We start from the raw sequence: 21,801 nt of genomic DNA, 5'->3' as shown, positions 1-21,801 counted from the left end.
AATCACCGAAAACATTTTTCTTAGTGTTTTTAATGAAAACGCATATTCTGAATATCTCATTGCTTTTTTGAGAAATATAAGCTGTAAAATTTGTTAAATTTCAATGCTTCTTTTTGAAACTTTATAAAATTTGTCTAATATTGTCTCATATTGAAACAATATTAGTTGTTAACGAAAAGGTTTGCACTAAAAACTAATTACTAAATAAAAATGAAACAAATTTATTCCACGATTAGAAATCTTTTTCTGTTTTCTGCTCTTATAATTGGAGGGAATGAGATGAGATCTCAAAATTTAGAAAAGCCAAACTTCGTGATCATTTTTGCAGATGATATGGGGTATGGAGATTTAAGCTCTTACGGGCATCCTACGATTAAAACGCCTAATCTTGATAAAATGGCGATGGAAGGTCAAAAATGGACCAACTTTTATGTTGGGTCTAGCGTATGTACTCCTAGTCGTGCCGCGATAATGACGGGTAGATTACCGGTAAGAAATGGGATGACCAGTAAAGAACACCGAGTATTACAGCCTTGGTCTACCAATGGTTTGCCACAAAGTGAAATTACCATTGCAGAACAACTTAAGAAAGGGGGGTATGGTACTGCTGCTTTCGGAAAATGGCACTTAGGAGATAAAGAACAATATTTACCCGTTAATAATGGATTTGATTACTGGTATGGTGTTCCTTACTCAAATGATATGGATATCACTTTAGAAATGAACGAGCCACAGGATTACTGGAATTTCTGGAAATCTGAAGAGCGTAAGGAAATAAGTAGTTTCAATATTCCATTAATGAGAAATACTGAAGTTATTGAGCGTCCTGCAGATCAGCATACAATAACTAAAAGGTACACTAACGAAGCGATAGAGTATATCAAAGAAAATAAGGATAATCCTTTCTTTGTTTACTTGGCCTATAATCTTCCTCACGTACCACTTTTTGCTTCAGAAGAATTTGAAGGAACTAGTAAACGAGGATTATACGGAGACGTTGTGGAGGAGATCGATCATAATGTTGGTCGTGTAATGGAAGCTCTTAAAGAACAGGGAATCGCAGAAAACACAATCGTGGTATTTACCTCAGATAACGGTCCATGGTTAGTAATGGATGAAGAAGGAGGAAGTGCAGGATTATTGCGTGACGGTAAAGGATCTACCTGGGAAGGTGGTATGCGTGAGCCAGGAATCTTCTGGTCACCAGGAAATTTAAAGCCAGGTATAGTTACTGAAATTGGATCTACAATGGATTTATTTACAACCTTTAGTAAGCTGGCAGGGGTAGAACTTCCTGAAGATAGAGTGATCGATGGGCAAGATTTAAGTGATGCACTTTTTGAAGGTAAAGAAAGTCCAAGAAAATCGATGTTTTACTACAGAGGAGACGAATTATATGCAGTTAGATATGGATCTTACAAAGCGCATTTCGTAACACAATCTGCTTATGGTAGTGATCGTGAAGTTCATGAAACTCCATTGCTTTATAATGTAGATGTAGATCCATCTGAAAAATATGAAATTTCTGAAAAGCACCCAGAGGTGATCGCAGAGATTAGAAAAGTAGTAGATGAGCATAACAAAAATATGGTGAAAGGACCAGATATGCTTAAGGATTGGGATTATAATCCATTTGAACAATAAGAGATAAGAAATAAAATATGCCAAAGCAATTGCACATTTAATTGCTTTGGCATATTCACAAGATAATTCAAATTTCAGCCGAATAGCTAAATGCTATTTTTTAGAACAGAACTATAAGGTTTGATTTTTTTTGAATAATTCTAAATGCTTCATAGTGAAGCTAAAATTTATAACATGAGAAGAAATTACATAAAGATATTTTCAGTTTTAACTTTTGCATTGGGCTTTAGTTCGCTTCACGCTCAGGAAGAAGAAATGACTGTACAGGATTCTATTCAGGTTCAGCAGGAAATAAAAGATGAAGATATTGCAGATGAAGAAAGCAACAGAAATGTAATGCTTAATGCTGAAAGTAATACTGGTCCCAGAGAGGTAAATATCGGTTTGCCACCTTCTATTGGTGGGATCACTATTTTAGAAAATGATTTACCAGTAGTTTACTGGTTTTGGCCAGAGATGTCTACCGGCACATGGAGACAAAGTGTAGGTTTAGAACGCACGGGATTGCTTAAAATGGATGGTCTTGCCAATACAATGGGTGATCTTGGTTATGCTGTAAACTCTTACACTCAAATAGGAACTAAGGAGTTTCAAGGAAAAGCAAAAATTTCTGGAAGTCATTTTGGCTGGTTTCAGGGAGATATCAATGTTTCAGGTCCTATATCAGAAAACGGGTGGAGTTATTCTGCCGGAGCATTTGTTAACTTTGATCCAAGTACTTATGATCTAGGTTTTAATGAGTATGTAGATCAAACTCAAATTTATAGAGCTGGTTTAACTAAGCATTTTAAAGAAAATAAAGGTGATATTACCTTTGCCTACAAGTATTCTAACTCATATTCACTTACAAACTATGCGATTTTTGAATATGGTCCTAACGGTGAAGCTAGAGAGCTTGATTACTTTTCTATAGGTACAGATTCTTATTTGCCACGAGATGGCCGACTTAAGTTTTTAGACCTTGTAAGCGGAGACAATTATTGGGCAGATATGGATGGTCAATCGGCTACTTCAGAAGCACACAACTTTGATATTTTTGGTAATTATCAAATGGATAATGGTTGGAACTTTAAATATTCAACCCGACTTCATATTGCAGAAGCTTCTTTGATGTACAGTGCGCCAATTAGTATTTTTACCCCAGGTGCTGGTAGCAACTTTACTTTTGCAAATACCGGAGAAGAATATACCGGTCAGGTAGGTACTCAACTTGCAATGAATTCCCCACGAATCCCTACAACTACAGCTATGGGACGTTTTTCAGTAGAAAAACAAATTGGTAATCATAATGTTACTTTAGGAGTTTTAGAGCAATATTATAAGGCAGAGGATTACCATTCTAACCGTTCGTTCTTTTTTCAATCTGTAGAACCACAGCCTAGAAGACTTATTGGAGCCAATACAGATGCAGACGGATTCTACAACTATAATGTAGGAGGTGAGTACAATAATGGTTTTGAAAATAAACTTTCAGTTTACGGTTCAGATTCCTGGAAGGTTAGCGATCGTTTCAAGTTAGATTATGGTTTACACCTAAGATATCACAAAATGAAAGGGGATCATTACACAACCCCTAGAGGCCCCGGTTTAGTTTTAGACCCGGCAAATAGACAAAGTTTTGATCACGACTGGGTTCATATTGCAGGTAAACTTAACGCAACATACAATATCTTAAATAATTTTGGAGTGATGAGTAACTTCCTTTATACCGAAGAAAATGGTCTTTTAGGAGATTATTCAGGAGCTCCTTATCCAAATTTAACGAAGAGTAGAAGTCCGCTTGCTGGATTTGGGATTTTCTGGAATACAGATTATATCCAGTTAGTTTCTCAGGCAACGTATTTAACTAAGAACAACTACCTCCAACGTTTCAATTTGGTAAATCCTAACAATGATACAGAGTCTGTTACGAATACTGTTTACTATGATATTCAGACAATAGGATGGACCACAGATTTTGTTTTGAGTCCGTTTAAAGGTTTCAATCTTCATTATTTAATAACGCTTCAGGATCCTGTTTATAAAGAATTCAACTTCTCTGCTTTTGGTGAAAATTACGACTATAATGATAACAGTGTTCAGCAGATATCAAAAGTATTAATGGAGATCGATCCTAGTTATACTTACAAAGACTGGAGACTTTGGGCAAGTTTTAGATATTTTAGTAAGCAATATGCAAACCTTACCAATGCATTATATTTTGCAGCAAGATGGGAAACTTTTGGAGGGGTTAATTACAAGCTTAACGATAATGTAAGTTTTGGTGCTACCGTAGTGAATTTCCTAAATCAGCGTGGTGCCAAGGGAACTATTAATGGTGCTGAATTAATCACAGATCCAAGTCCTTATTATGGGCGTTTATTAACAGGGTCTTACATACGTCCATTTACCGTACAGGCTTCAGTAAATATCAACTTCTAAAGAGACGAAAATGTATAATTTAAAGTGTCTTTTTTTAATCTTTCTTTTGCTAAACCTAAGTCTGGTAAAAGCACAAGATAATATTGTAGCACTTTATGAAGGCAAAGCCCCAGGTTCAGAAAACTGGACCTGGGACGAAGCTAAAATGTATTCAGATCTTTTTAATACTGAAGTTGTTTATAATGTCGTAAACCCTGAAGTATTGGTCTTTGAACCTCAAAATCCTAATGGAACTTCAATAATTATAGCTCCTGGGGGTGGTTTTCAAACTTTATCAATTCATAAAGAAGGAACTAAACTAGCAGAATACTTGGCATCAAAAGGTATTACGGCTTTTGTTTTAAAATATCGATTAATTCATTCTAGAACTAAGGATCCAGCGAAAGAGCTTATTGCAAATTTACAGGATAGAGATGCGCATTACGAGCGAACCACTGCCGTACAAAAGCTAGCAGGTCAGGATTGTATAAAAGCAATAGAATTTGTTAGAAAAAATGCTTCAGCGTATAATTTAGATCCCGATAAAATTGGTGTTATAGGATTTTCTGCCGGTGGAACGGTAATATTAGAAAGTATACTAAACAATTCTTCCGTAGAAAACTTACCAGATTTTGCAGCTTCGATGTATGGAGGTCCTACAGATAAATTATTGAATGCTGAAATTCCACAAAAACAGCTACCATTATTTATTGCGGCTGCAAGTGACGATCAATTAAAATTAGCTCCAAAAAGTATTTCGCTCTATAATAAATGGTTAGCAGCTGATTACCCTGTAGAATTGCATATGTATGCTTCGGGCGGCCATGGATTTGGAATGTCCAAGCAAAATTTACCAGTAGATACCTGGTTTAAGCGATTTGAAGATTGGTTGATTCAATATAACTATATAAACGATTAAATATGAAAAGTAAAATTAGTATAGTTGCTTTTTTGGCTTTATTAAGCTTTAAAGCACTTACTGCGCAAAATGCGCCACAGTATGAAAAAGCGTCTATAGACGAGCTGATAAATGCCATGACGCCTGAAGAAAAAGCCAAATTATTGGTAGGTCCCGGGATGCCCGGTTATGCTGGCTTAGTACCTTTAGAAGGGGAACCAGATGTTAGAGTTTTGGGAGAAGCCGGTGGAAACGATCAAATTCCAAGATTAGGGATTCCAGAAACTGTTTTTGCTGATGGACCTGCCGGATTACGTATAGAGCCAAAACGTCAAAACGATCCTAACACGTATTACGCTACAGCATTTCCTGTAGGAACGGCTTTAGCTTCAACATGGAATACAGATTTGATCGAATCTGTTGGAGAAGCCATGGGAGAAGAAGTGAAGGAATACGGAGTTGATGTTCTATTAGCACCTGCTTTAAATATTCATAGGAATCCGCTTAACGGTAGAAACTTTGAATACTATTCAGAAGATCCTTTAGTTGCCGGTAAAATTGCAAGTGCTTATATTAAAGGTATTCAGTCTCACGATGTGGGTACTTCTATTAAGCATTTCGCGGCAAACAATCAGGAAACCAATCGCCTGGCGGTAAACGCTCATATTAGCGAACGTGCTATGAGAGAGATCTATTTACGTGGTTTCGAAATTGCGATAAAAGAGTCTAAACCATGGACGGTGATGACCGCCTATAATAAACTAAACGGAACTTATGCTTCTGCAAGCAATGATCTATTAACCACTATTCTTAGAGATGAGTGGGGATATGAAGGTTTGGTTATGACCGATTGGTTTGGTGGCTACCCAGGATTCGAATCTATTTTAGAGGAAGGATCTGTTAGTGATGTTGTCGCTCAGATCAATGCAGGGAATGATCTATTGATGCCTGGAACTGAAGCACAACGTGAAGCATTGGCTAAAGCTATCGAAGAAGGAACTGTAAACGAAGAAGCGGTAAATGCCAGTCTAAGACGTATTTTAGAATACATCCGTAAATCACCTACGACAGATAATTACAAATTCAGCAATAAACCAGATCTGGAAGCGCATGCAGAAGTAACCAGAAAGGTTGCAGCTGAAGGAATGATCTTATTGAAAAATGAAGATAACGTATTACCATTTACCGATAAATCTGGAAGTATCGCTGTTTTTGGTGATCATTCTTACAGCTTTATTGCTGGAGGTACTGGGAGTGGAGATGTAAACGAAGCTTATAGTATTTCGTTGCTACAAGGATTAGATAATGCAGGTTATACGGTAGATGAAGAATTGCAGAACTTATACGAGCCATTTGTGGCACAAGCAGTAGAAAATGAAAATAAGCGACGTGAAGAAATTGGTTTACTAGCCGATAATAAGCGTCTACCTGAAATGTTACCAGAAGATAAGTTAGTAGAAGCTAAAGCAAAATCTGCAGATGTTGCGGTTATTACTTTAGGAAGAAATTCTGGTGAGCAGTTCGATAGAAAGATAGATGATGACTTTTATTTAGGTCAGGATGAGGTGAAATTGATAAACACTGTAACTAAAGCTTTTCATGCTGAAGGTAAGAAAGTGATCGTGATTCTTAATATTGGTGGTGTTATCGAAACAGCATCATGGAAAGATAAAGTTGATGCAATTTTATTAGCATGGCAGCCAGGACAAGAAGGGGGGAACTCGGTAGCTGATGTTTTCAGCGGAGAAGTAAACCCAAGTGGTAAATTAACCATGACTTTCCCAATCGATTATAACCACCATGCTTCAGCAGCAAACTGGCTAGGAGAGCCAGTACAAAAACCAACCGATGTTTATTATAAAGAAGGAATTTATATTGGGTATCGTTACTTTAATACCTTCGATGTAAAATCGTCTTACGAATTTGGCTATGGTAGCTCTTATACTACTTTTGAGTATTCAGATTTAAAACTTAGCACTTCAAATTTTGAAGATGAAGTAGAAGTTTCTGTCAAAGTGACCAACACTGGTGAGGTTGCGGGGAAAGAAATTGTACAGCTTTATGTAAGTGCTCCTGCTAATTTGGTGGATAAGCCAACACAGGAATTAAAAGCATTTGGTAAAACCAAAACTTTGAAACCAGGTAAGAGTGAAACTTTAAAATTCACCTTAAGCCCTAAAGATCTCGCTTCTTTTGTAGATGATCAAAGTGCATGGATTGCTGAAAAGGGAACTTACACCTTGAAAATTGGTGCTTCATCTTTGGATATTAAGTTGAAAGATGAGTTTGAAGTTTCTTCGAACATTACTGCAGAAAAAGTAAATAACACCTTCGATTTAGATACTGAAATGCCAGTACTGAAGAATTAATCTAGGCTAATGATTAATAAAAAAGCCCGGCATTCGCCGGGCTTTTTTGTTTTGTAAAACTAATAAAAGAAAATGCCGGGTAACCACTCCCGGCATTTTCAACCTAACCTAACCAACTAACTAACCAATCTTTATAATCCAACTATTTGTATTAGCCTAAAAATCTTTTATCTATATTTTCCTAATAAAATTCCCTTCTCCCAAGAATATCTTCAGAAAAGGGAATCACTTTCTCCAATCCCATTTTCATTCGTTTAAAAAGGCAATGTCTCAGTCACAACAAATCACTTACATTTCTCTACCGAGGAGCTTCATCTCCCAGACTGATTCATGCCTCTGCTCAGTCCAAACCTATAAATCCAATTAGTAGGGCTCTTAGCTTTATAGGTAAGACGCTGAGCTATAAACTCAAAACTCAAAAACAAAAAATTATGTCAAACATCAAGTAGCTATTTTGATATTTTTATCTCTTAACTACATGACAAATATAGCACAGCATTAAAGCTGAAATTGGAAGAAATCGTTGAGGATTTTTAAAGTATAGATAGACGGTAATAAAGTGCCGTCGAGTTGTAAATGAAGTGTATTTCTTATAGAAGATTTAAACGTTTCATAAGTTCAGGGCGATTAGATCGGCTAACCGGGATTACATCTTTCTCAATTAAAACGCTATTGTCTTCTATATCGATAATTTTATCGACGTTTATGATAAAAGATCTATGGATTTTCAAAAACAGGCTGTCGGGTAGCTTGTCTTCGATCTTTTTCATGGTAGAGTGTACCGTATAGTTTTTTCCCGATGTTTTTATTAATATGTAATCACCTCTTGCTTCGATCAAATAGATTGTTGGGATATCTATTTTAATTAATCTACGATCGATATTCACATAAAGGTCGTTACCAGAATCTTTAGGATTGGCTTCAACTTTTTCAGAAGGTGTTGCTTCTGAAATTTCAGAAGGAGAGAAGTTTAAAGCTTTTTTAATGGCTTTATCGAAACGTTCCTGGACGATGGGTTTTACCAGGTAATCTACAATGCAATCATATTCGAATGCTTCTATAGCAAAATTTCTATCTGAAGTAGATAATATGATCTTTGGAGGATTTTTAATGGTTTGAATGAAATCAAAACCATTAAAATCTGGCATGTGTATATCAAGGAAGATAAGCTCTACCTCATTTTGGTTAAGATGTTTAATGGCCTGGATGGCATTAGAAAATTCTGCCTGTACTTCTAGATTTTCGTTATTTGTAGCAAGTTTTTTTAAAATAGTTCTCGCTGCTGCTTCGTCATCTACAATTATACACTGCATAGGTTAGATTTTAGGCTTTTTGAATAAACGTGGTCATTGCGTTAAGAATCTCTTCAAATCGCTGATATAGATCATCATTAACTATACCTTCACGAAGGCTGTCTTCATGATCTATTGCAACCTGATAGCTCTTTTCTAAGCCTAAAATACTAATTTTATGTTTAATTTTATGAACATCGTCACCGGCGCGCATAAAATTATCTGTTTTCAAATGATTTTTGTAGTTCTCAATTTCCTGTGGCAGCTCTAAACGAACCACGTCCAGTAATTGCTCTTCAAAATCTTTGTCTCCACCAGATAGCTGGCTTATGTAAGAGTAGTTAGGTTTCTCTTCCATATCGATTTATTTAGGTAAAGTAAAGTAGAAAATGGTGCCAATTGATAATTCGCTTTCTAACCAGATTTTGCCACCATAAAAATCAATGATCTTTTTTACGATGGATAATCCAATTCCGGTAGAATTAAAATCGTTATCAATTTTTTCAAATATCTGAAAAATTTTGTTGAAATGATCTTTTTCGATCCCTTTTCCGTTGTCTTTTATAGAAAATATCCAAAAATCGCCACTTTCTTCGACATTTACTTTTATTATACCTTCAGGTTTATCAATACTTTTTACCGCATTTTGCATTAAATTTTGAAACAATTGCTGTAGCCGGAATTTGTCACCATTCACAACAGGAAGTTGGTCTGAAACTTCGATTTTGATATGAGATGGTTTGTAAATAATCTGTACGATTTCGTTAACCAGGTGATGCGTATCTACTTCGTAAACATCGAGCACTTCCTGATCTATGGTAGAATAATTTAAGATGCCGCTAATTAGCGCATCCATTTTCTCTACGCTTTTTAAAACGATATTAAGCTGGTTGATCCCGTTTTCATCGATCTTGCCCTTGTAGTCTTGTTTTAACCAGGTCACTAAACTATTAATACTTCGTAGAGGTGATTTTAGATCGTGCGAAACCATGTGGGCGTAGTCTGAAAGAACCTGATTTTTCTTTTCGAGGTTTAATAAAAGTTCTTCCTGCTCTTTATTGATCTTTGCGATTTCCAGCGATTGTTTTTCTATATAAGTTGCGAGATCTGAAACATTCAGTTCCTCTCCAGATTGGTTTTTATTTCCTGAATTTTTAATGTCTAAATTCGCGATTACTGATTTTAAGCGATCTAAGATTTCTTTCTGGCTTTGTGCCTCAGATCTTAACTTTCGGTTAGCGCTAAATAATTCGTCTGAGCTTATTTTCATAGCCCGCTGAATCATGCTTAATTGCTCATCATTTGTTTTGTAAGATTCCTCTACGGCTTTAAAGAATTCTGTGAATCGTTCATCTTCGTTAAATTCTTCGGGGAAATATTTTCTAATTTGCCGTTTTAGTAGAGGATTCATGCTATTCGCTTATTAAGGTTAGTGTCATGGTTTGGTTATGCAGGTTACACTCAGTACTCGTAGCATATGGTGCAATTTCTCCGTAAGAATAAAAGCCCGCTATTTTCGCTTGTTCGCCTAAGATTTCAGATACTTCTTCGATTTCTTCTTCAACTCTTTGATCCATCACAATTCTTCGACCAATACAACTAACCAAAAGGGCAAGTTCAGGTGATTTAGAATGTCTTTCCATCGCTTTCGATGCAGCAGTTGCTGCTCCTTGCGCAATACCATCTACAGTGGCCATCATTAGTTGTGCATGCGCGCCTTCTGGTACATCACCTGCTAATATCATAGATTTATTTTGAGCGTCGATATTAAGAATTGTCCTAACCAGGCTATATGTTTTACCTTCTTCAGTAACATTTAATGGATATAGTAAAGCAGCTTGCGGAAGTTCCTGCGCTTTATCACCCAAATATTTCGAATACAGGTCTAAAGCCGGTAGATCATCTAATTCTATAAGCACATTACCTTTAGATTTTGTGATTATACGTTCAGGTCCAAAAGGTATCCATCCGCCATAACTAGCATAAGTAACTTCCAGGCTTTCTCCATAAAGCCCGATCATAATTATTTCTCCTTCCTTTGGATTTTCGTTGTAAGAAGCCAGTGTCTTTTCGAATCTTGCACCATCGCCACATAAACCTCCAGTTAGAGTGATTTTTTGCTTGGTGTATTTTTCTATCCCTTTTATTAAAGAACTACCATTAACAAAACTACCCTCTGAAACTATAAAAAAATGCTTTAGATTTTCTTTTTCAAATTGACTCGCTAAATGATAACCTAGAGCTTCGCCATTTTTATTGAAATCTAAGATGTTTGCGGTTTTAACCTCGAAGCTTGCTTTTTGGAATTCAATAAGTGTAACTGCAATGGAGTTTTCAGTAACATTTTCGCCTGTAATTTCTCCGGCAGAACTTCCAAATATTAGGTGATGATAAGGAAACTCTTCGCGAATATCTTCTAAAACTTCAGGGTCTTCTAATAATTTTCTTTCAGCAAAAATTAGAACTAGTGGATTATTTAAATGCTCTTTAGCTCCGCTGGTGTATTGCCAGGAAGAATCTAAGGTTTTTATTGCCTGAAGTATCTTCATATTTGTTTTTTTAAACTGAAAAAGAAAACCGTTCCTTTACCTACTTCACTATCCAGCCAGATTTCACCTTCATAAAGATCGATCACTTTCTTCACGATACTCAAACCAACCCCCGTAGACTTTTCATGAGTTCCCAAAGCATTGAAAATTTTGAATATTCGTTGGTGATGCTCCTTTTCTATCCCTATACCATTGTCTTTTATACTGAAGGTGTAATGCGTCGTATTTTCTGTATAATCGATTTCTACAAATCCTTTTTCCTTATCAATATAGTTTACAGCGTTGCTTAATAGATTTTGAAAAACCTGCTGAATTCTGGTGCGATCACCATAAATTACCGGTAACTTATTTAAGATCGTCACTTTTATATGTTCTGGAATATAAATCAAGCCTAAAATTTCTAATACCAGTTCCTGAAGGTCTAACTCTTGTTTTTGGATATTTCCATCTTCGATGCTAGAATATCTTAAGATATTTTCGATAAGATGATCCATCTTTTCTACTTTGCCCTGCATAAGATCCAGATTCATCATACTTTCTTCTCCCAGCTTTTCTCTAAAATCTTCTTTGGTCCAGCTTAAAAGTGCAGAAATATTACGCAAAGGTGATTTTAGATCGTGAGAAACGATGTGGGCATATTCGTTAAGATGTTCGTTTTGTTGCTCCAGGTTTTTAAGTAATTGTTCCTTTTGGGCTTCTAGCAATTTCATTTCTGTGATGTCCAGGTGTATCCCAATAGATCCAAGCATTTTACCATTTACATCATAATTGGGGGCACCACTAACTAACCAGTATCGAAGCTGGTTATCTTTAGTTCTTACCCTTACTTCGTAAGAATTAGAAACTCCTTTTTGTCTTATTTTATCATTCTTGTTAAACTCGGCTTGAGATTCGGGGATCAGGAATATATCAGAAGCTGTTTTTCCTACAAGTTCATCTTCTGTATAACCACTCATTTCAGTAAAACTTTGGTTGGCCATTAAAATGGTATCTTTAAGATCTACTTCTAACAAGCCAAGATTCATATTAGCGATTATACTACTATATTTTTCTTTTTGCGCTTTAAGGCTCTCCTTGTAGTTTTTCTGAATCGTTACATCATCGTAGCTCCAAAGATGACCTTTATATTTACCTTCATGATAAATAGGAATGTAGCTACGTTCGTAAATGCTTCCATTAACAAGTTCTAATTCTTCCCCTATTACTATTTCTTTTTTATCTAGTAATTCATCAATCCTGTTTACAAACTGCTCTGGATCTTTAAAGTAGCTCTTATTTTCTTCTGCAGCATTAGAACAATCTGCACCTTTTAAGACCTCTGGACTAGCCTGGATGCCAAAAAGATTACAAAATTTGTTGTTGGTAAGCAGTATTTTACGGTTTTCGTCTTCTAATAAAATTCCAGTTTGTAGATTAACGATCAAGGTTGAAAGTCGATTCTCTGACTCTTCGATTTTTTCTTTCGCGATCTTTTCTTTGGTGATATCTTCAACTGTGGCGACCTGATAAAGAATTTTACCAGCTTCGTCTCTAATAGCAGCAACCCGTGTTTTAGCCCACAATGTTTCGCCGCTTTTTTTGATGTATCGCTTATTAATGGTATATGATTCTATTTCACCTTCGATCATTTGCCGTAACTTCTCACTGCTGACTTCATCTTCTGGATGAGTAACATCTTTTATGCTAAGATTATTGAATTCTTCCAAAGTGTATCCAAACATACTCACCAGGGCTTTGTTGACTTTTAAAAGACCTTTAAAGTTTGTTTTCGTAAGAGAGATGCCAATAGGGGAGTTGTCGAAAATAAGATCCAACTGTTTGTTTTGAGACTCGAGTTGGCGTTTAATTTCGATCTCTTCGGTGATATCACGGGCGACCCCTTGTGCTGCTACCGGTTTACCATCACGGTCATAGATAATACTTGCGTTAATCTGAACTATTTTTTCAGTACCTTCTTTGGTGATGATCCTTGATTTATAATCATTATAACTACCGGTATGATATAGTTGTTTAAAGGCGGCTGCAGTATATTCTGCGTAATCAGAATGTACTAAGTTTAGTAGATTTACAAGCTCTTTTTCATTATCGTAACCAAGCATATCTTTGGCTGCCTGGTTCATTTTAAGAACATTTCCCTGAATATCCATAACGATGTATGCATCGATGATATTTACAAAAACACCTTCTAGCTGGGAAGTCTTTTCGTTAAGTAGTTCTTTAAGGCGATTGTTTGATTGGCGAAGTGCTTCAGAGAGGTCGTATAATTCGGTCGATTTTTCTTCCAGTATTTTTTCAGCAAGTTTTCTGGCCTTTTTTTCTCTTTCTAGCGCTCTTTCTAATATTTCAATTTTGTTGGTAGGCTCCATGTTTTTTAGATATCACGAATCTGACCTTAGTTCCGTCATCTTCGATCTTTTCTAATCGAATTTCAGAACCCTGGTCATAGTGTTCAAAAGTTTTTTCCATTAGGGCTTTGGCGAACATGTACATTGCTCTCTCTGAAAAATACAAAATTTCTAGATGATCTTCGTTCTTTTTTTCAATTTTAAAAGTTGGAAGCTCTGCTCCCGGATATAATTTTCTTACCTGAACATGAATATGATTCTCGATAGAAGATAATAATTCTATTGGATCTTTGTACAATGCAAATATTCCAGGATGTACACTGGTAAGAACATTAAAAAAATAGAGTCCGTAATTATAGATAAGACCATCCAGAGGAATATCTACCTTTTTACTAAGATTTATCAAAAGGCTTTGCATTTCTACAAAATCGTAGGTTCCTACAGAAGTGTAAACTCCATCAGATTGCAGTTTAGATTCATTTATTATATGATCTACTACCTCAATACCAAATTTTTTCTCGACCATATCGAGAAACTCTGTAAATACAATGCCTTTCATAACTTTATCCTTTTATCAATTCGTTCTGACTCCAATAATCAAGGGCGCTACTAAGTTTGGATACATAATCTTCGTATTTCAAAGGTTTAATAATGTATCCTGCTATACCAATTTTGTAGCACTCCAATAGATCTCTTCGGTTACTAGAAGTGGTTAGGATAATAGTGGGTATGTATTTTAAGACATCATCTGCCTTTAATATTTTAAGAAATTCTATACCATTCATTTTAGGCATATTTAGATCTAAAAATATAATATCTGGTAGGCGGTCTTTCTTGTTTAAGATCGTAAGGGCTTCTTCACCATTTTTAGCTTCAATGATATGGTGAGGTAGGGATAAGGAAGAAATTGTTCTGTTCAATTTCATCACTTCGATCATATCGTCCTCGATAAAAAGGATTGTTAGCTTATTTTTCATTTTAATTTTAGTGTCTTATGTAAACAAAATTCAGATAATCTTAGTGAAAAATAAGGAGTATTCGTCTAATTAGAAATTAGTATCGTTAAATGGTTGTTTTGGATAGTTGAGTGGGAAATAATAATATTTTGTGCAGGAATAAATCTTGTTGCTCAAACACTTTTCGTTTGAATCTTTTCGATATGTTCGAATGCATCGTGCAAGGAAGTTACCTGAAAAATTTTTCTTCGGTAAAACATTCGTTCGAAAATAAGATTCATCATTCCTGAAGGATGCGGAGTAATTACAGAAAAACTCTTTAAAAAATATCGATTATTAAAGAATTTTAACCAGTCTTGAGATACCGTGTAGTATTCGTTGATTCTATTAGAAATATAATGAGGTCTACAATCTTCACCAAGAATTCGCTTGGCATCAGCAATTACTTGTTCTGCGCATTTCCAGTTAAAAGTAATGCCTTTATGCATTTCTGAAACAATAATATCATCAAGAAAATAAAATACACCAAAATTATAATCGATAGATTCGATTACCTGGTCAGCATATTTTGAATCTGCAAGCCTCATAATAATTATTGATATTGCATTATAAGTTAATGAATTTTATTAAAATAATAAAGCTTAAAGTGCTAAAAACTAATCTATAGTGTAAAAAATGGCCGGTTGAAAACCGGCCATAAATAGTATGTATTTTTTATCCTTGCTGTTTTAATTTTGAATTTTAAAGTTTATAGGTATCGTATATCGTACAGGTACTGGTTTACCTCTTTGTTTACCGGGCTCCATTGTAGGCAAAAGTTTGATAACTCTTTTTCCTTCTTCCTCAAGAAGTTTATGTGGTCCTCTTGCCTTTACATTTTTAACGTCTCCGTTCTTATCTATTTCGAACATTATAGTTACTCGATTTATACCGCTTAGACCTAGATCTTCGCCCAAACCAGTATTAAACCTTTTGGTTATAAAGCGAGAGATCTTCTCACTCATGCAGGCTTTTCGCTCTTCGTTATCGTCTAAGCTTTCGCATCCTGGGAAAATTGGGACATCTTCAATAAATTCAAAAGGAACTGGTTCTACTGGATCATCATCTGGAGCTTCAATTATTTCATCCACTTCCACGATATCGTCTAAACTTGTTTCTGTACTTTCCATTTCGTCCTCAGTCTCAGGAGATTCATCTTCAATAAGTTCAATTACCGGTGGATCTTTAGGTTTTGGCGGCGGTAGGTCCTCCTGAACCTTTGTTATGGGGATGGCCTCTTCTTCAGTCATTTCTACAGGATCCCATTGCTCTGCTTTTGCCTGTTTTTGATCATAGGTTTTTAAATTGATCATTACATAAGAGAACAGTAAGACGACGATAAGTCCAATTTGTAAAAATAGTACGGTCTTTTTCCTAAGATCTGCCTTTGGGTTTTTCTTCGGTTTCATAATAAAAGAATTTATGTTAATAAAAAATGTTACAAATTGAACTTATCAAATCACTGATAAATAGGGAGGTGGGGACTGTTGTTTGAATAACAATTTTTATGCCGCATAAAGCTTTTTAACGTTTATTTAGGAAGGGTTGTTATCGATAATAGGACGTTTTTATCGTTCATAGAGCAATTGGATGTGGTGAAACATATTGATTTATAAGTAATTATATGATTTGTAGGATTTTTTGTAGTTTTTGCAGGTTATTTAAGAATCTTATCGAAAAAAGTCTTAAAATTTTAACTAATAGAATATTAATTCTTTATTTAGATCCCAGATGCAAAAAATAGTAGTTGCTCACAATCTTAAGTGAGTGACGAGGCGAAGCAGTATTTATGCCTCTCATCACCCCTCCCTACAAATACTTTTAGCAAGATTAGAATTTTTTAAACTAAAAAAATTATATGCTATGAAATGGTTTGTATTATACACAAAAAGTAGATTTGAAAAAAAAGTAGCCGATAGATTAAGAAACATAGGTTACGAAGTTTATTGTCCTTTGGTAGAAAGATCAAGTAAATGGTCTGATAGAACTAAAATAGTAACAGATCCACTATTTAAATCTTATGTATTTGTGCGTCACGCTTCCAATCCTAAAACAGAAGTTATGAATGTACCAGGTGTTGTGCAATATCTTTATTGGCTAGGAAAACCTGCAATAGTTAAACAACATGAGATTGATACCATCGAAGAATGGTTAAATATGGGAGAGGTAGAAGATTGTATGATTACAAGTATGTCTCCAGGCGATCGAATTAAAGTCAAAAAAGGTCTTCTAAAAGGCAAAGATGGAGTAATCAAAGAAATAAATGGAGATTCTGTTAAGCTAATTTTAAGTAGTCTTGGATGCACTGTCGTCATCAAAACTTTAAGTTTAGTTTAATATTTTATACTAAACCGTTGTGTTTAGTTTTTAGTCCATTATTTTATTTCGCTATCGATGATTAAAGCATTATTTAGAACCCGTTTCTCTGGGCTCATTTATCATAATTGGTTTAAGATAATATTCGTTTTTATTGCAGGACAAGGGGCCGTGCAGTTTGTTCAGTTGTTAAGCGGGTTCTTTTTAATACATTGGTTATCTGTGGAAGATTACGCACAGTATAGCATAGCTTTTGCCTTTCAAAGTACTGCGCAGGTTTTGGTTGAGTTAGGGGTTTCGGGATCTGTTGTTGCGCTAGTAGGCAATAGGGTGAATGATAAAGCTGTTTTAGGGAAATATATCAAAGGAGGAAAGTTTTTTAGAAACCGCATGTTTTTCGTGGTTAGTGTAATATGTTTAATTGGGTTTCCATATATGACCTGGCAGCACGGTTGGCCTATACACATAACTGTTTTTCTATTAATTTGTATACTACTAAACTTATTTTTTTCAGGAAATACTGCTTTTTATATTACTCCTTTGATGATTCATAGGAAGTTAAAGGATATCTATAATATTCAACTTACAAGCGGTGTTTGTCGGCTGATTTTTTTATGGACTGTATATCTACTATCTATTATAAATTCTTGGATAGCAGCATTAACAACATGCCTAACTGTGTTTTACAATGGCGAAAGATTTCGTAAAAAATCAAAGGAATTTATAGATGAACCAGTTGAGAGTGATCCAGGAACTAGAAAAGAGATTTTAAACTATGTTAAGCCAGTTATACCAGGTATAATTTATTCAGCATTCAGCGCTCAAATCTCGTTGTTTATCATTGGAATTTTCGGAGCTTCTGAAAATATAGCTGAAGTAGGCGCACTAGGAAGACTAGGACAGATATTTATGATTTTTAATATGGCTAGCTCTACACTTGTAGTGCCTTATTTGGCAAGACAATCTAAAAAACATTTAGGTAGAAAATTTTTAGCTATTTTGGGAATAGGTCTATGTATAGCACTTACACTTATTACGATTGGTTTTATACTTCCCGAACCGCTATTATGGATAATGGGAGATAAATACTCTCACCTTGAAGGAGAAGTAGGGTTATTAATACTTAATTCAAGCATAATTTTTATTAATGTTTTGATGTGGGATATGAACTGTTCTAGGAAGTGGTTGTGGTCCTGGATTCCAATAGTTAGTATAAGCTCTAACGTATTGCTTCAGGCTCTAATGATTTTTACTATGGATCTAAGTACAACCTATAGTGTTTTAATCTTTAGTGTTATTCTAAGCATATTTAATTTATTAAATAAAATCCTGGTTACTATAATCGGTTTAAACAAGACAAAAAATGAAATTAATTTATTATCAGAAGAATAAAAACTTCGGAGATGCCCTAAACCCATTCATTTTTAAAAAATTAATTCCTAATTTTTTTGATGATGATCCTAGTTCGATATTCTTAGGTATAGGTTCTATTCTTCAATTTCATTTTCCTGAGGCACATAAAAAAGTTGTTTTTAGTACAGGTTTTGCTTACGGAAAACTACCAGAAATTGACTCTTCTTATGATGTTATTTGTGTGCGCGGACCTTTAACGGCTAAAAGAATAGGAATAGATCCTAAATTAGGTATTACTGATGGAGCAGCCTTATTGAAGACGTTTGACTTTGGAGAAAAGGAAAAGAAATATAGGGTTTCTTTTATGCCACATCATCAAAGTGATCATAATTACGACTGGAAGAAAGTCTGTAGAGAAGTAGGTTTTAATTATATAGATCCTCTTTCCCCGTTTTTAGAGATAATCGATGCAATTAAATCTTCTGAGGTTATTCTAGCAGAAGCTATGCATGCTGCAATTGTTGCAGATACCTTGCGCGTACCTTGGATTCCTATCAAAATGTATCCTAGTATTAATGAATTTAAATGGAAAGACTGGACCTCTTCTTTGGATATGCAGTATACACCAAATTGTTTAAAAGCCCCTTATAATTTAGGTGCGACTTCAGAAAAGATAGCAACTCGTTTAAGTTTAGAAGATGGTTTGCTTTTAAAGGGGCTTTCAAAGGTTCATTATAAATATAGTGATATGCTCAAGCGAAATCAATTTATTGATCAGTTTGGTGATATGTGTAAAGCACCACAATTTTTAAGTGATGAAAAGTTACTTGATAATAAAGTAGGTCAACTTCAGGAGAAAATAGAAGTATTTAAAAGAAAGTATAGTTCACTTTACACGCTATAATATGAAATTAGAGAAAATTATTACACTTGCCAATAGACACGTTAAAATTCAATTTTTAGCGATGGAACGCTCATTAAGAGCTACCGGCTGTGATTTGCCTATATGGGTTATTCCATTTAATGATGATAAATTTGAACTGCCTGAGAATTCGTTTTGGTGGGAGGAACAAGAGTTAATTAAATGGACCAAGGAAAACAATATTTTTGAAATGTGTCGAAAATATCAGTGCCTGTTAACCAACAATTATCAGTATGTTGACTCGGATATTGTATTTCTCCGAAATCCACAGGAAGTTTTAAAAGATCACTCTGGATTTATTAGTTCCTGTACACATTGGAATAATCCAGATCACACTTTCAATTCAGAGAGTCGGGATTACTTTAAATCGAAAAGCACAATTTGGCAAAGTTCAATATTCAACGCAGGGCAATTTGCATGCGATCAAATTCTGTATACTCTTCAAGATTTAATGGATACTTGTAATGGGAGATTCAAGAAAACTCTTATAAATGAGATCAATTTGTATAAAGATCAAGTCGCTCTAAACCTATTAGTTAGTTTGACAGGTGTTGAAGTAAACAATTTAACCCTTCCCCCAACAAATATGCAGTCTACTTGGGCTGGCGACTATACAGATGAAAATTTCGAAACTATCTATTGGGATAGGGAAGATCAAAAGCCATATATACTGCATTGGGCAGGTGTTCCAAAATTTATAAAAATTCCGGTGAATAAATACTTTCTCAAATTTCTAGAGCCACACGAAGAAAAAGAATGGAAAGAATTTATAGCAAAAGAAGAAAAACAAAGCAAAAATCTCTCGATACGGAATTTCAAAATTAAAATGCATCGCTTTAAAAAAGCATTGCAAACAGCTTAATCGAGATCTCAACTAAATAAAGATGAATAATATTTCTATAGTTATCCCAACAAGGCATAGAAATGAACATTTACAAGAGTGTTTAACATTACTGTCTCCAGATTTACAAAAGTATCCTATAAATAATTATGAAGTTATTGTCTCTGATGATGGTAGTATTACAACAGCAGAGAAGTTAATCCTAGAAAAATTTCCTTGGGTGAAATGGGTTGAAGGGCCGCAAAAAGGACCGGCCGCTAACAGGAATAACGGAGTGAAATATGCTAAATTTAATTGGATTGCTTTCACAGATGACGATTGTTTGCCATCTAAAAACTGGTTAAAGTCCTTTAGTTGCGCTATTGACGATAATCCTGAAGCAAATGTTTTTGAGGGAAAAACAGAAGCAGATAGAAGAAAAAAGCGCTTCAATGAGGTAGCTCCAATCAACTCGAATGGAGGATTGTTATGGAGCTGCAATCTTATGGTAAGAAAACCTTATTATTTGAGTATGGGAGGGTATTGCGAAGAATTTAAATTTGAACTAGAAGACATTGAATTTAGAACTCGAGTTCAAAAAGATAAACAACCCATAATTTTTGTTCCTAAAGCATTTGTTTGCCATCCTTGGAGAAAAATAGATAATAAGTATAAGGTTGAATATGAAAGTGTACTTATTTTTTTGAAAAGACATCCAGACCATCAAAAGCATTACAGTTTAACGACCAGATTAAAGATTATCGCAGTAATGACCCTAAACCTCTTCAAAGATGCTTTTCGTTTTAAATTTAGAGGGATCGGTTATGCAATTGTAGATCTATTTTATGAATTAAGAAGTGCTTTCGTGGTGCACTTTAAAATTGTTGCAAATCAGAAGCAGATTAATAAACCTGTTTAATAATCATTAAAAACTTAAAATCATGGCGAAATATTGCGTTTTTGGCGGATTGGGATTTATTGGTAAATATATCGTAAATCAATTAAGGTCTGAGGGTCATCAAGTGATCGTAATAGGGATGAAAATGCGTAATCTTGAAGATTATTATGATTGGAATGGATTGACATACCTTAAGCTAGAACAAATAATGGAAGGGGTTAATGGAGTTATAAACTTAGCTTATGCTTCTACACCAAAAACCAGTTTTGACGATCCTATCACAGATATTAAAGATAATCTTCCTTCTATTGTGAATTTCTTGGAATGGATGAGTTTATTTTCTGTAAAGAGAATTGTAATGGTGTCTACAGGAGGGGCTATTTATGGGAACACAAATGAAAATCCCATTTCAGAAGCAGCTGCAACAAACCCTATATCTCCTTACGGTATAACTAAACTTGCGGTAGAGAAATATTCCTCTATGTATTGTACTCATAAGAAGTTACCAGTTATAACCGTTAGACCAGGAAATGCTTATGGTGTTGGGCAATCGCCATTTCTGGGGCAGGGATTTATTGCAACTGCAACATATTCTGTTCTAGATCAAAGGGAAATGAAAATCTTTGGCAAAAATGGAACAGTTAGAGATTATATCCATGTTAAGGATGTTGCAAATGGTATTATTGCAGCGCTAAAAAAAGGAAAGATTGGAGAAACCTATAATATAGGAACTGGTAGAGGAGCATCGACCAAATTTGTCTTCGATTATATATCGAAATTAGCCAGAAAGAACGGCTTTTTTTCTCCGAAAGTTCAAATAGAAAAATTAAGACCATTCGATGTGAGAAAGAATATTCTGGATAGTTCAAAACTAAAAAAGGATACCGGTTGGTACCCTCAAGTAAGTTTAGAAGAAGGAATTGAAGAATATTGGAATCACAGTCTTGAGGCTTTTAAATCTAAAGCCATTGAACGTGTTTTGTGGGCTTAAATAATTATA

Annotated in this window: 19 protein-coding genes; 10 read left to right on the top strand and 9 right to left on the bottom strand. The window is 34.9% G+C overall.

What is annotated here, in order from left to right:
- Positions 1 to 210 precede the first annotated feature (210 nt).
- The 4 genes from BM201_RS13720 (at position 211) to BM201_RS13705 (ending at position 7,311) form a co-directional block, all read left to right on the top strand.
- On the top strand, positions 211 to 1,644 hold the full coding sequence (locus BM201_RS13720) for a sulfatase family protein (protein ID WP_092543574.1): 1,434 nt from the start codon (positions 211 to 213) through the stop codon (positions 1,642 to 1,644).
- Positions 1,645 to 1,818: 174 nt separating this feature from the next.
- On the top strand, positions 1,819 to 4,065 hold the full coding sequence (locus tag BM201_RS13715; protein WP_245758643.1) for a TonB-dependent receptor: 2,247 nt from the start codon (positions 1,819 to 1,821) through the stop codon (positions 4,063 to 4,065).
- A gap of 10 nt (positions 4,066 to 4,075) precedes the next feature.
- Positions 4,076 to 4,963 (top strand): alpha/beta hydrolase, encoded by an 888-nt coding sequence (locus BM201_RS13710; protein WP_092543570.1) that lies wholly within the window; start codon positions 4,076 to 4,078, stop codon positions 4,961 to 4,963.
- A 2-nt stretch (positions 4,964 to 4,965) separates the two neighbouring features.
- Entirely contained in the window at positions 4,966 to 7,311 is a 2,346-nt protein-coding gene (locus tag BM201_RS13705; protein ID WP_092543568.1) for a beta-glucosidase family protein, read from the top strand.
- A gap of 590 nt (positions 7,312 to 7,901) precedes the next feature.
- Here BM201_RS13705 and BM201_RS13700 read toward each other — a convergent pair.
- The 9 genes from BM201_RS13700 to BM201_RS13660 form a co-directional block, all read right to left on the bottom strand.
- Positions 7,902 to 8,624: a LytR/AlgR family response regulator transcription factor gene (locus BM201_RS13700; protein ID WP_092543566.1), complete on the bottom strand. Its 723-nt coding sequence runs from the start codon at positions 8,622 to 8,624 to the stop codon at positions 7,902 to 7,904.
- A gap of 10 nt (positions 8,625 to 8,634) precedes the next feature.
- The gene (locus tag BM201_RS13695) at positions 8,635 to 8,961 is read right to left on the bottom strand and encodes a histidine kinase (protein WP_092543564.1); all 327 of its coding nucleotides are present in this window, start codon (positions 8,959 to 8,961) and stop codon (positions 8,635 to 8,637) included.
- Between the two features lie 6 nt (positions 8,962 to 8,967).
- Positions 8,968 to 10,014: a sensor histidine kinase gene (locus BM201_RS13690; RefSeq protein WP_092543562.1), complete on the bottom strand. Its 1,047-nt coding sequence runs from the start codon at positions 10,012 to 10,014 to the stop codon at positions 8,968 to 8,970.
- Between the two features lies 1 nt (position 10,015).
- Positions 10,016 to 11,152, bottom strand: a complete 1,137-nt coding sequence (locus BM201_RS13685) for an FIST signal transduction protein (RefSeq protein ID WP_092543559.1) — start codon at positions 11,150 to 11,152, stop codon at positions 10,016 to 10,018.
- Complete coding sequence (locus BM201_RS13680; RefSeq protein ID WP_092543557.1) at positions 11,149 to 13,518, bottom strand: PAS domain S-box protein; 2,370 nt, start codon at positions 13,516 to 13,518, stop codon at positions 11,149 to 11,151. Before BM201_RS13680 ends, BM201_RS13685 begins: the two co-directional genes overlap by 4 nt.
- Positions 13,496 to 14,056: a heme NO-binding domain-containing protein gene (locus BM201_RS13675; RefSeq protein ID WP_092543555.1), complete on the bottom strand. Its 561-nt coding sequence runs from the start codon at positions 14,054 to 14,056 to the stop codon at positions 13,496 to 13,498. Before BM201_RS13675 ends, BM201_RS13680 begins: the two co-directional genes overlap by 23 nt.
- 4 nt (positions 14,057 to 14,060) lie before the next feature.
- On the bottom strand, positions 14,061 to 14,474 hold the full coding sequence (locus BM201_RS13670; protein WP_092543553.1) for a response regulator: 414 nt from the start codon (positions 14,472 to 14,474) through the stop codon (positions 14,061 to 14,063).
- A gap of 152 nt (positions 14,475 to 14,626) precedes the next feature.
- Positions 14,627 to 15,040: a hypothetical protein gene (locus tag BM201_RS13665; RefSeq protein WP_092543551.1), complete on the bottom strand. Its 414-nt coding sequence runs from the start codon at positions 15,038 to 15,040 to the stop codon at positions 14,627 to 14,629.
- Positions 15,041 to 15,181: 141 nt separating this feature from the next.
- Positions 15,182 to 15,901 carry an energy transducer TonB gene (locus BM201_RS13660; RefSeq protein ID WP_092543549.1) on the bottom strand — a complete coding sequence of 240 codons (720 nt, stop codon included), beginning with the start codon at positions 15,899 to 15,901 and terminating at the stop codon, positions 15,182 to 15,184.
- A gap of 454 nt (positions 15,902 to 16,355) precedes the next feature.
- Between BM201_RS13660 and nusG the strand changes: the two genes are divergently transcribed.
- From nusG to BM201_RS13630, 6 genes are read left to right on the top strand one after another with little or no spacing between them, the layout of a single operon-like run.
- Entirely contained in the window at positions 16,356 to 16,829 is a 474-nt protein-coding gene (gene nusG / locus BM201_RS13655) for a transcription termination/antitermination protein NusG (RefSeq protein WP_092543547.1), read from the top strand.
- A 57-nt stretch (positions 16,830 to 16,886) separates the two neighbouring features.
- Positions 16,887 to 18,200, top strand: coding sequence for a lipopolysaccharide biosynthesis protein (locus BM201_RS13650; protein ID WP_092543545.1), 1,314 nt, complete (start codon positions 16,887 to 16,889; stop codon positions 18,198 to 18,200).
- Entirely contained in the window at positions 18,172 to 19,065 is an 894-nt protein-coding gene (locus tag BM201_RS13645; protein ID WP_092543543.1) for a polysaccharide pyruvyl transferase family protein, read from the top strand. Before BM201_RS13650 ends, BM201_RS13645 begins: the two co-directional genes overlap by 29 nt.
- Before the next feature lies 1 nt (position 19,066).
- Positions 19,067 to 19,945, top strand: a complete 879-nt coding sequence (locus BM201_RS13640) for a glycosyltransferase family protein (RefSeq protein WP_092543541.1) — start codon at positions 19,067 to 19,069, stop codon at positions 19,943 to 19,945.
- Between the two features lie 22 nt (positions 19,946 to 19,967).
- Positions 19,968 to 20,822: a glycosyltransferase family 2 protein gene (locus BM201_RS13635; protein WP_092543539.1), complete on the top strand. Its 855-nt coding sequence runs from the start codon at positions 19,968 to 19,970 to the stop codon at positions 20,820 to 20,822.
- A gap of 22 nt (positions 20,823 to 20,844) precedes the next feature.
- A complete protein-coding gene (locus BM201_RS13630) occupies positions 20,845 to 21,792 on the top strand; it encodes an NAD-dependent epimerase/dehydratase family protein (RefSeq protein WP_092543537.1) in 948 nt (315 codons plus the stop codon).
- The last annotated feature ends 9 nt before the right edge of the window (positions 21,793 to 21,801 follow it).

The sequence above is a fragment of the Zunongwangia mangrovi genome (assembly GCF_900112105.1).
GTDB classification, from domain to species: Bacteria; Bacteroidota; Bacteroidia; order Flavobacteriales; family Flavobacteriaceae; genus Zunongwangia; species Zunongwangia mangrovi.
The sequence above is the reverse complement of the archived record's forward strand: the minus strand, read 5'-3'. Positions and strand labels throughout refer to the sequence as shown.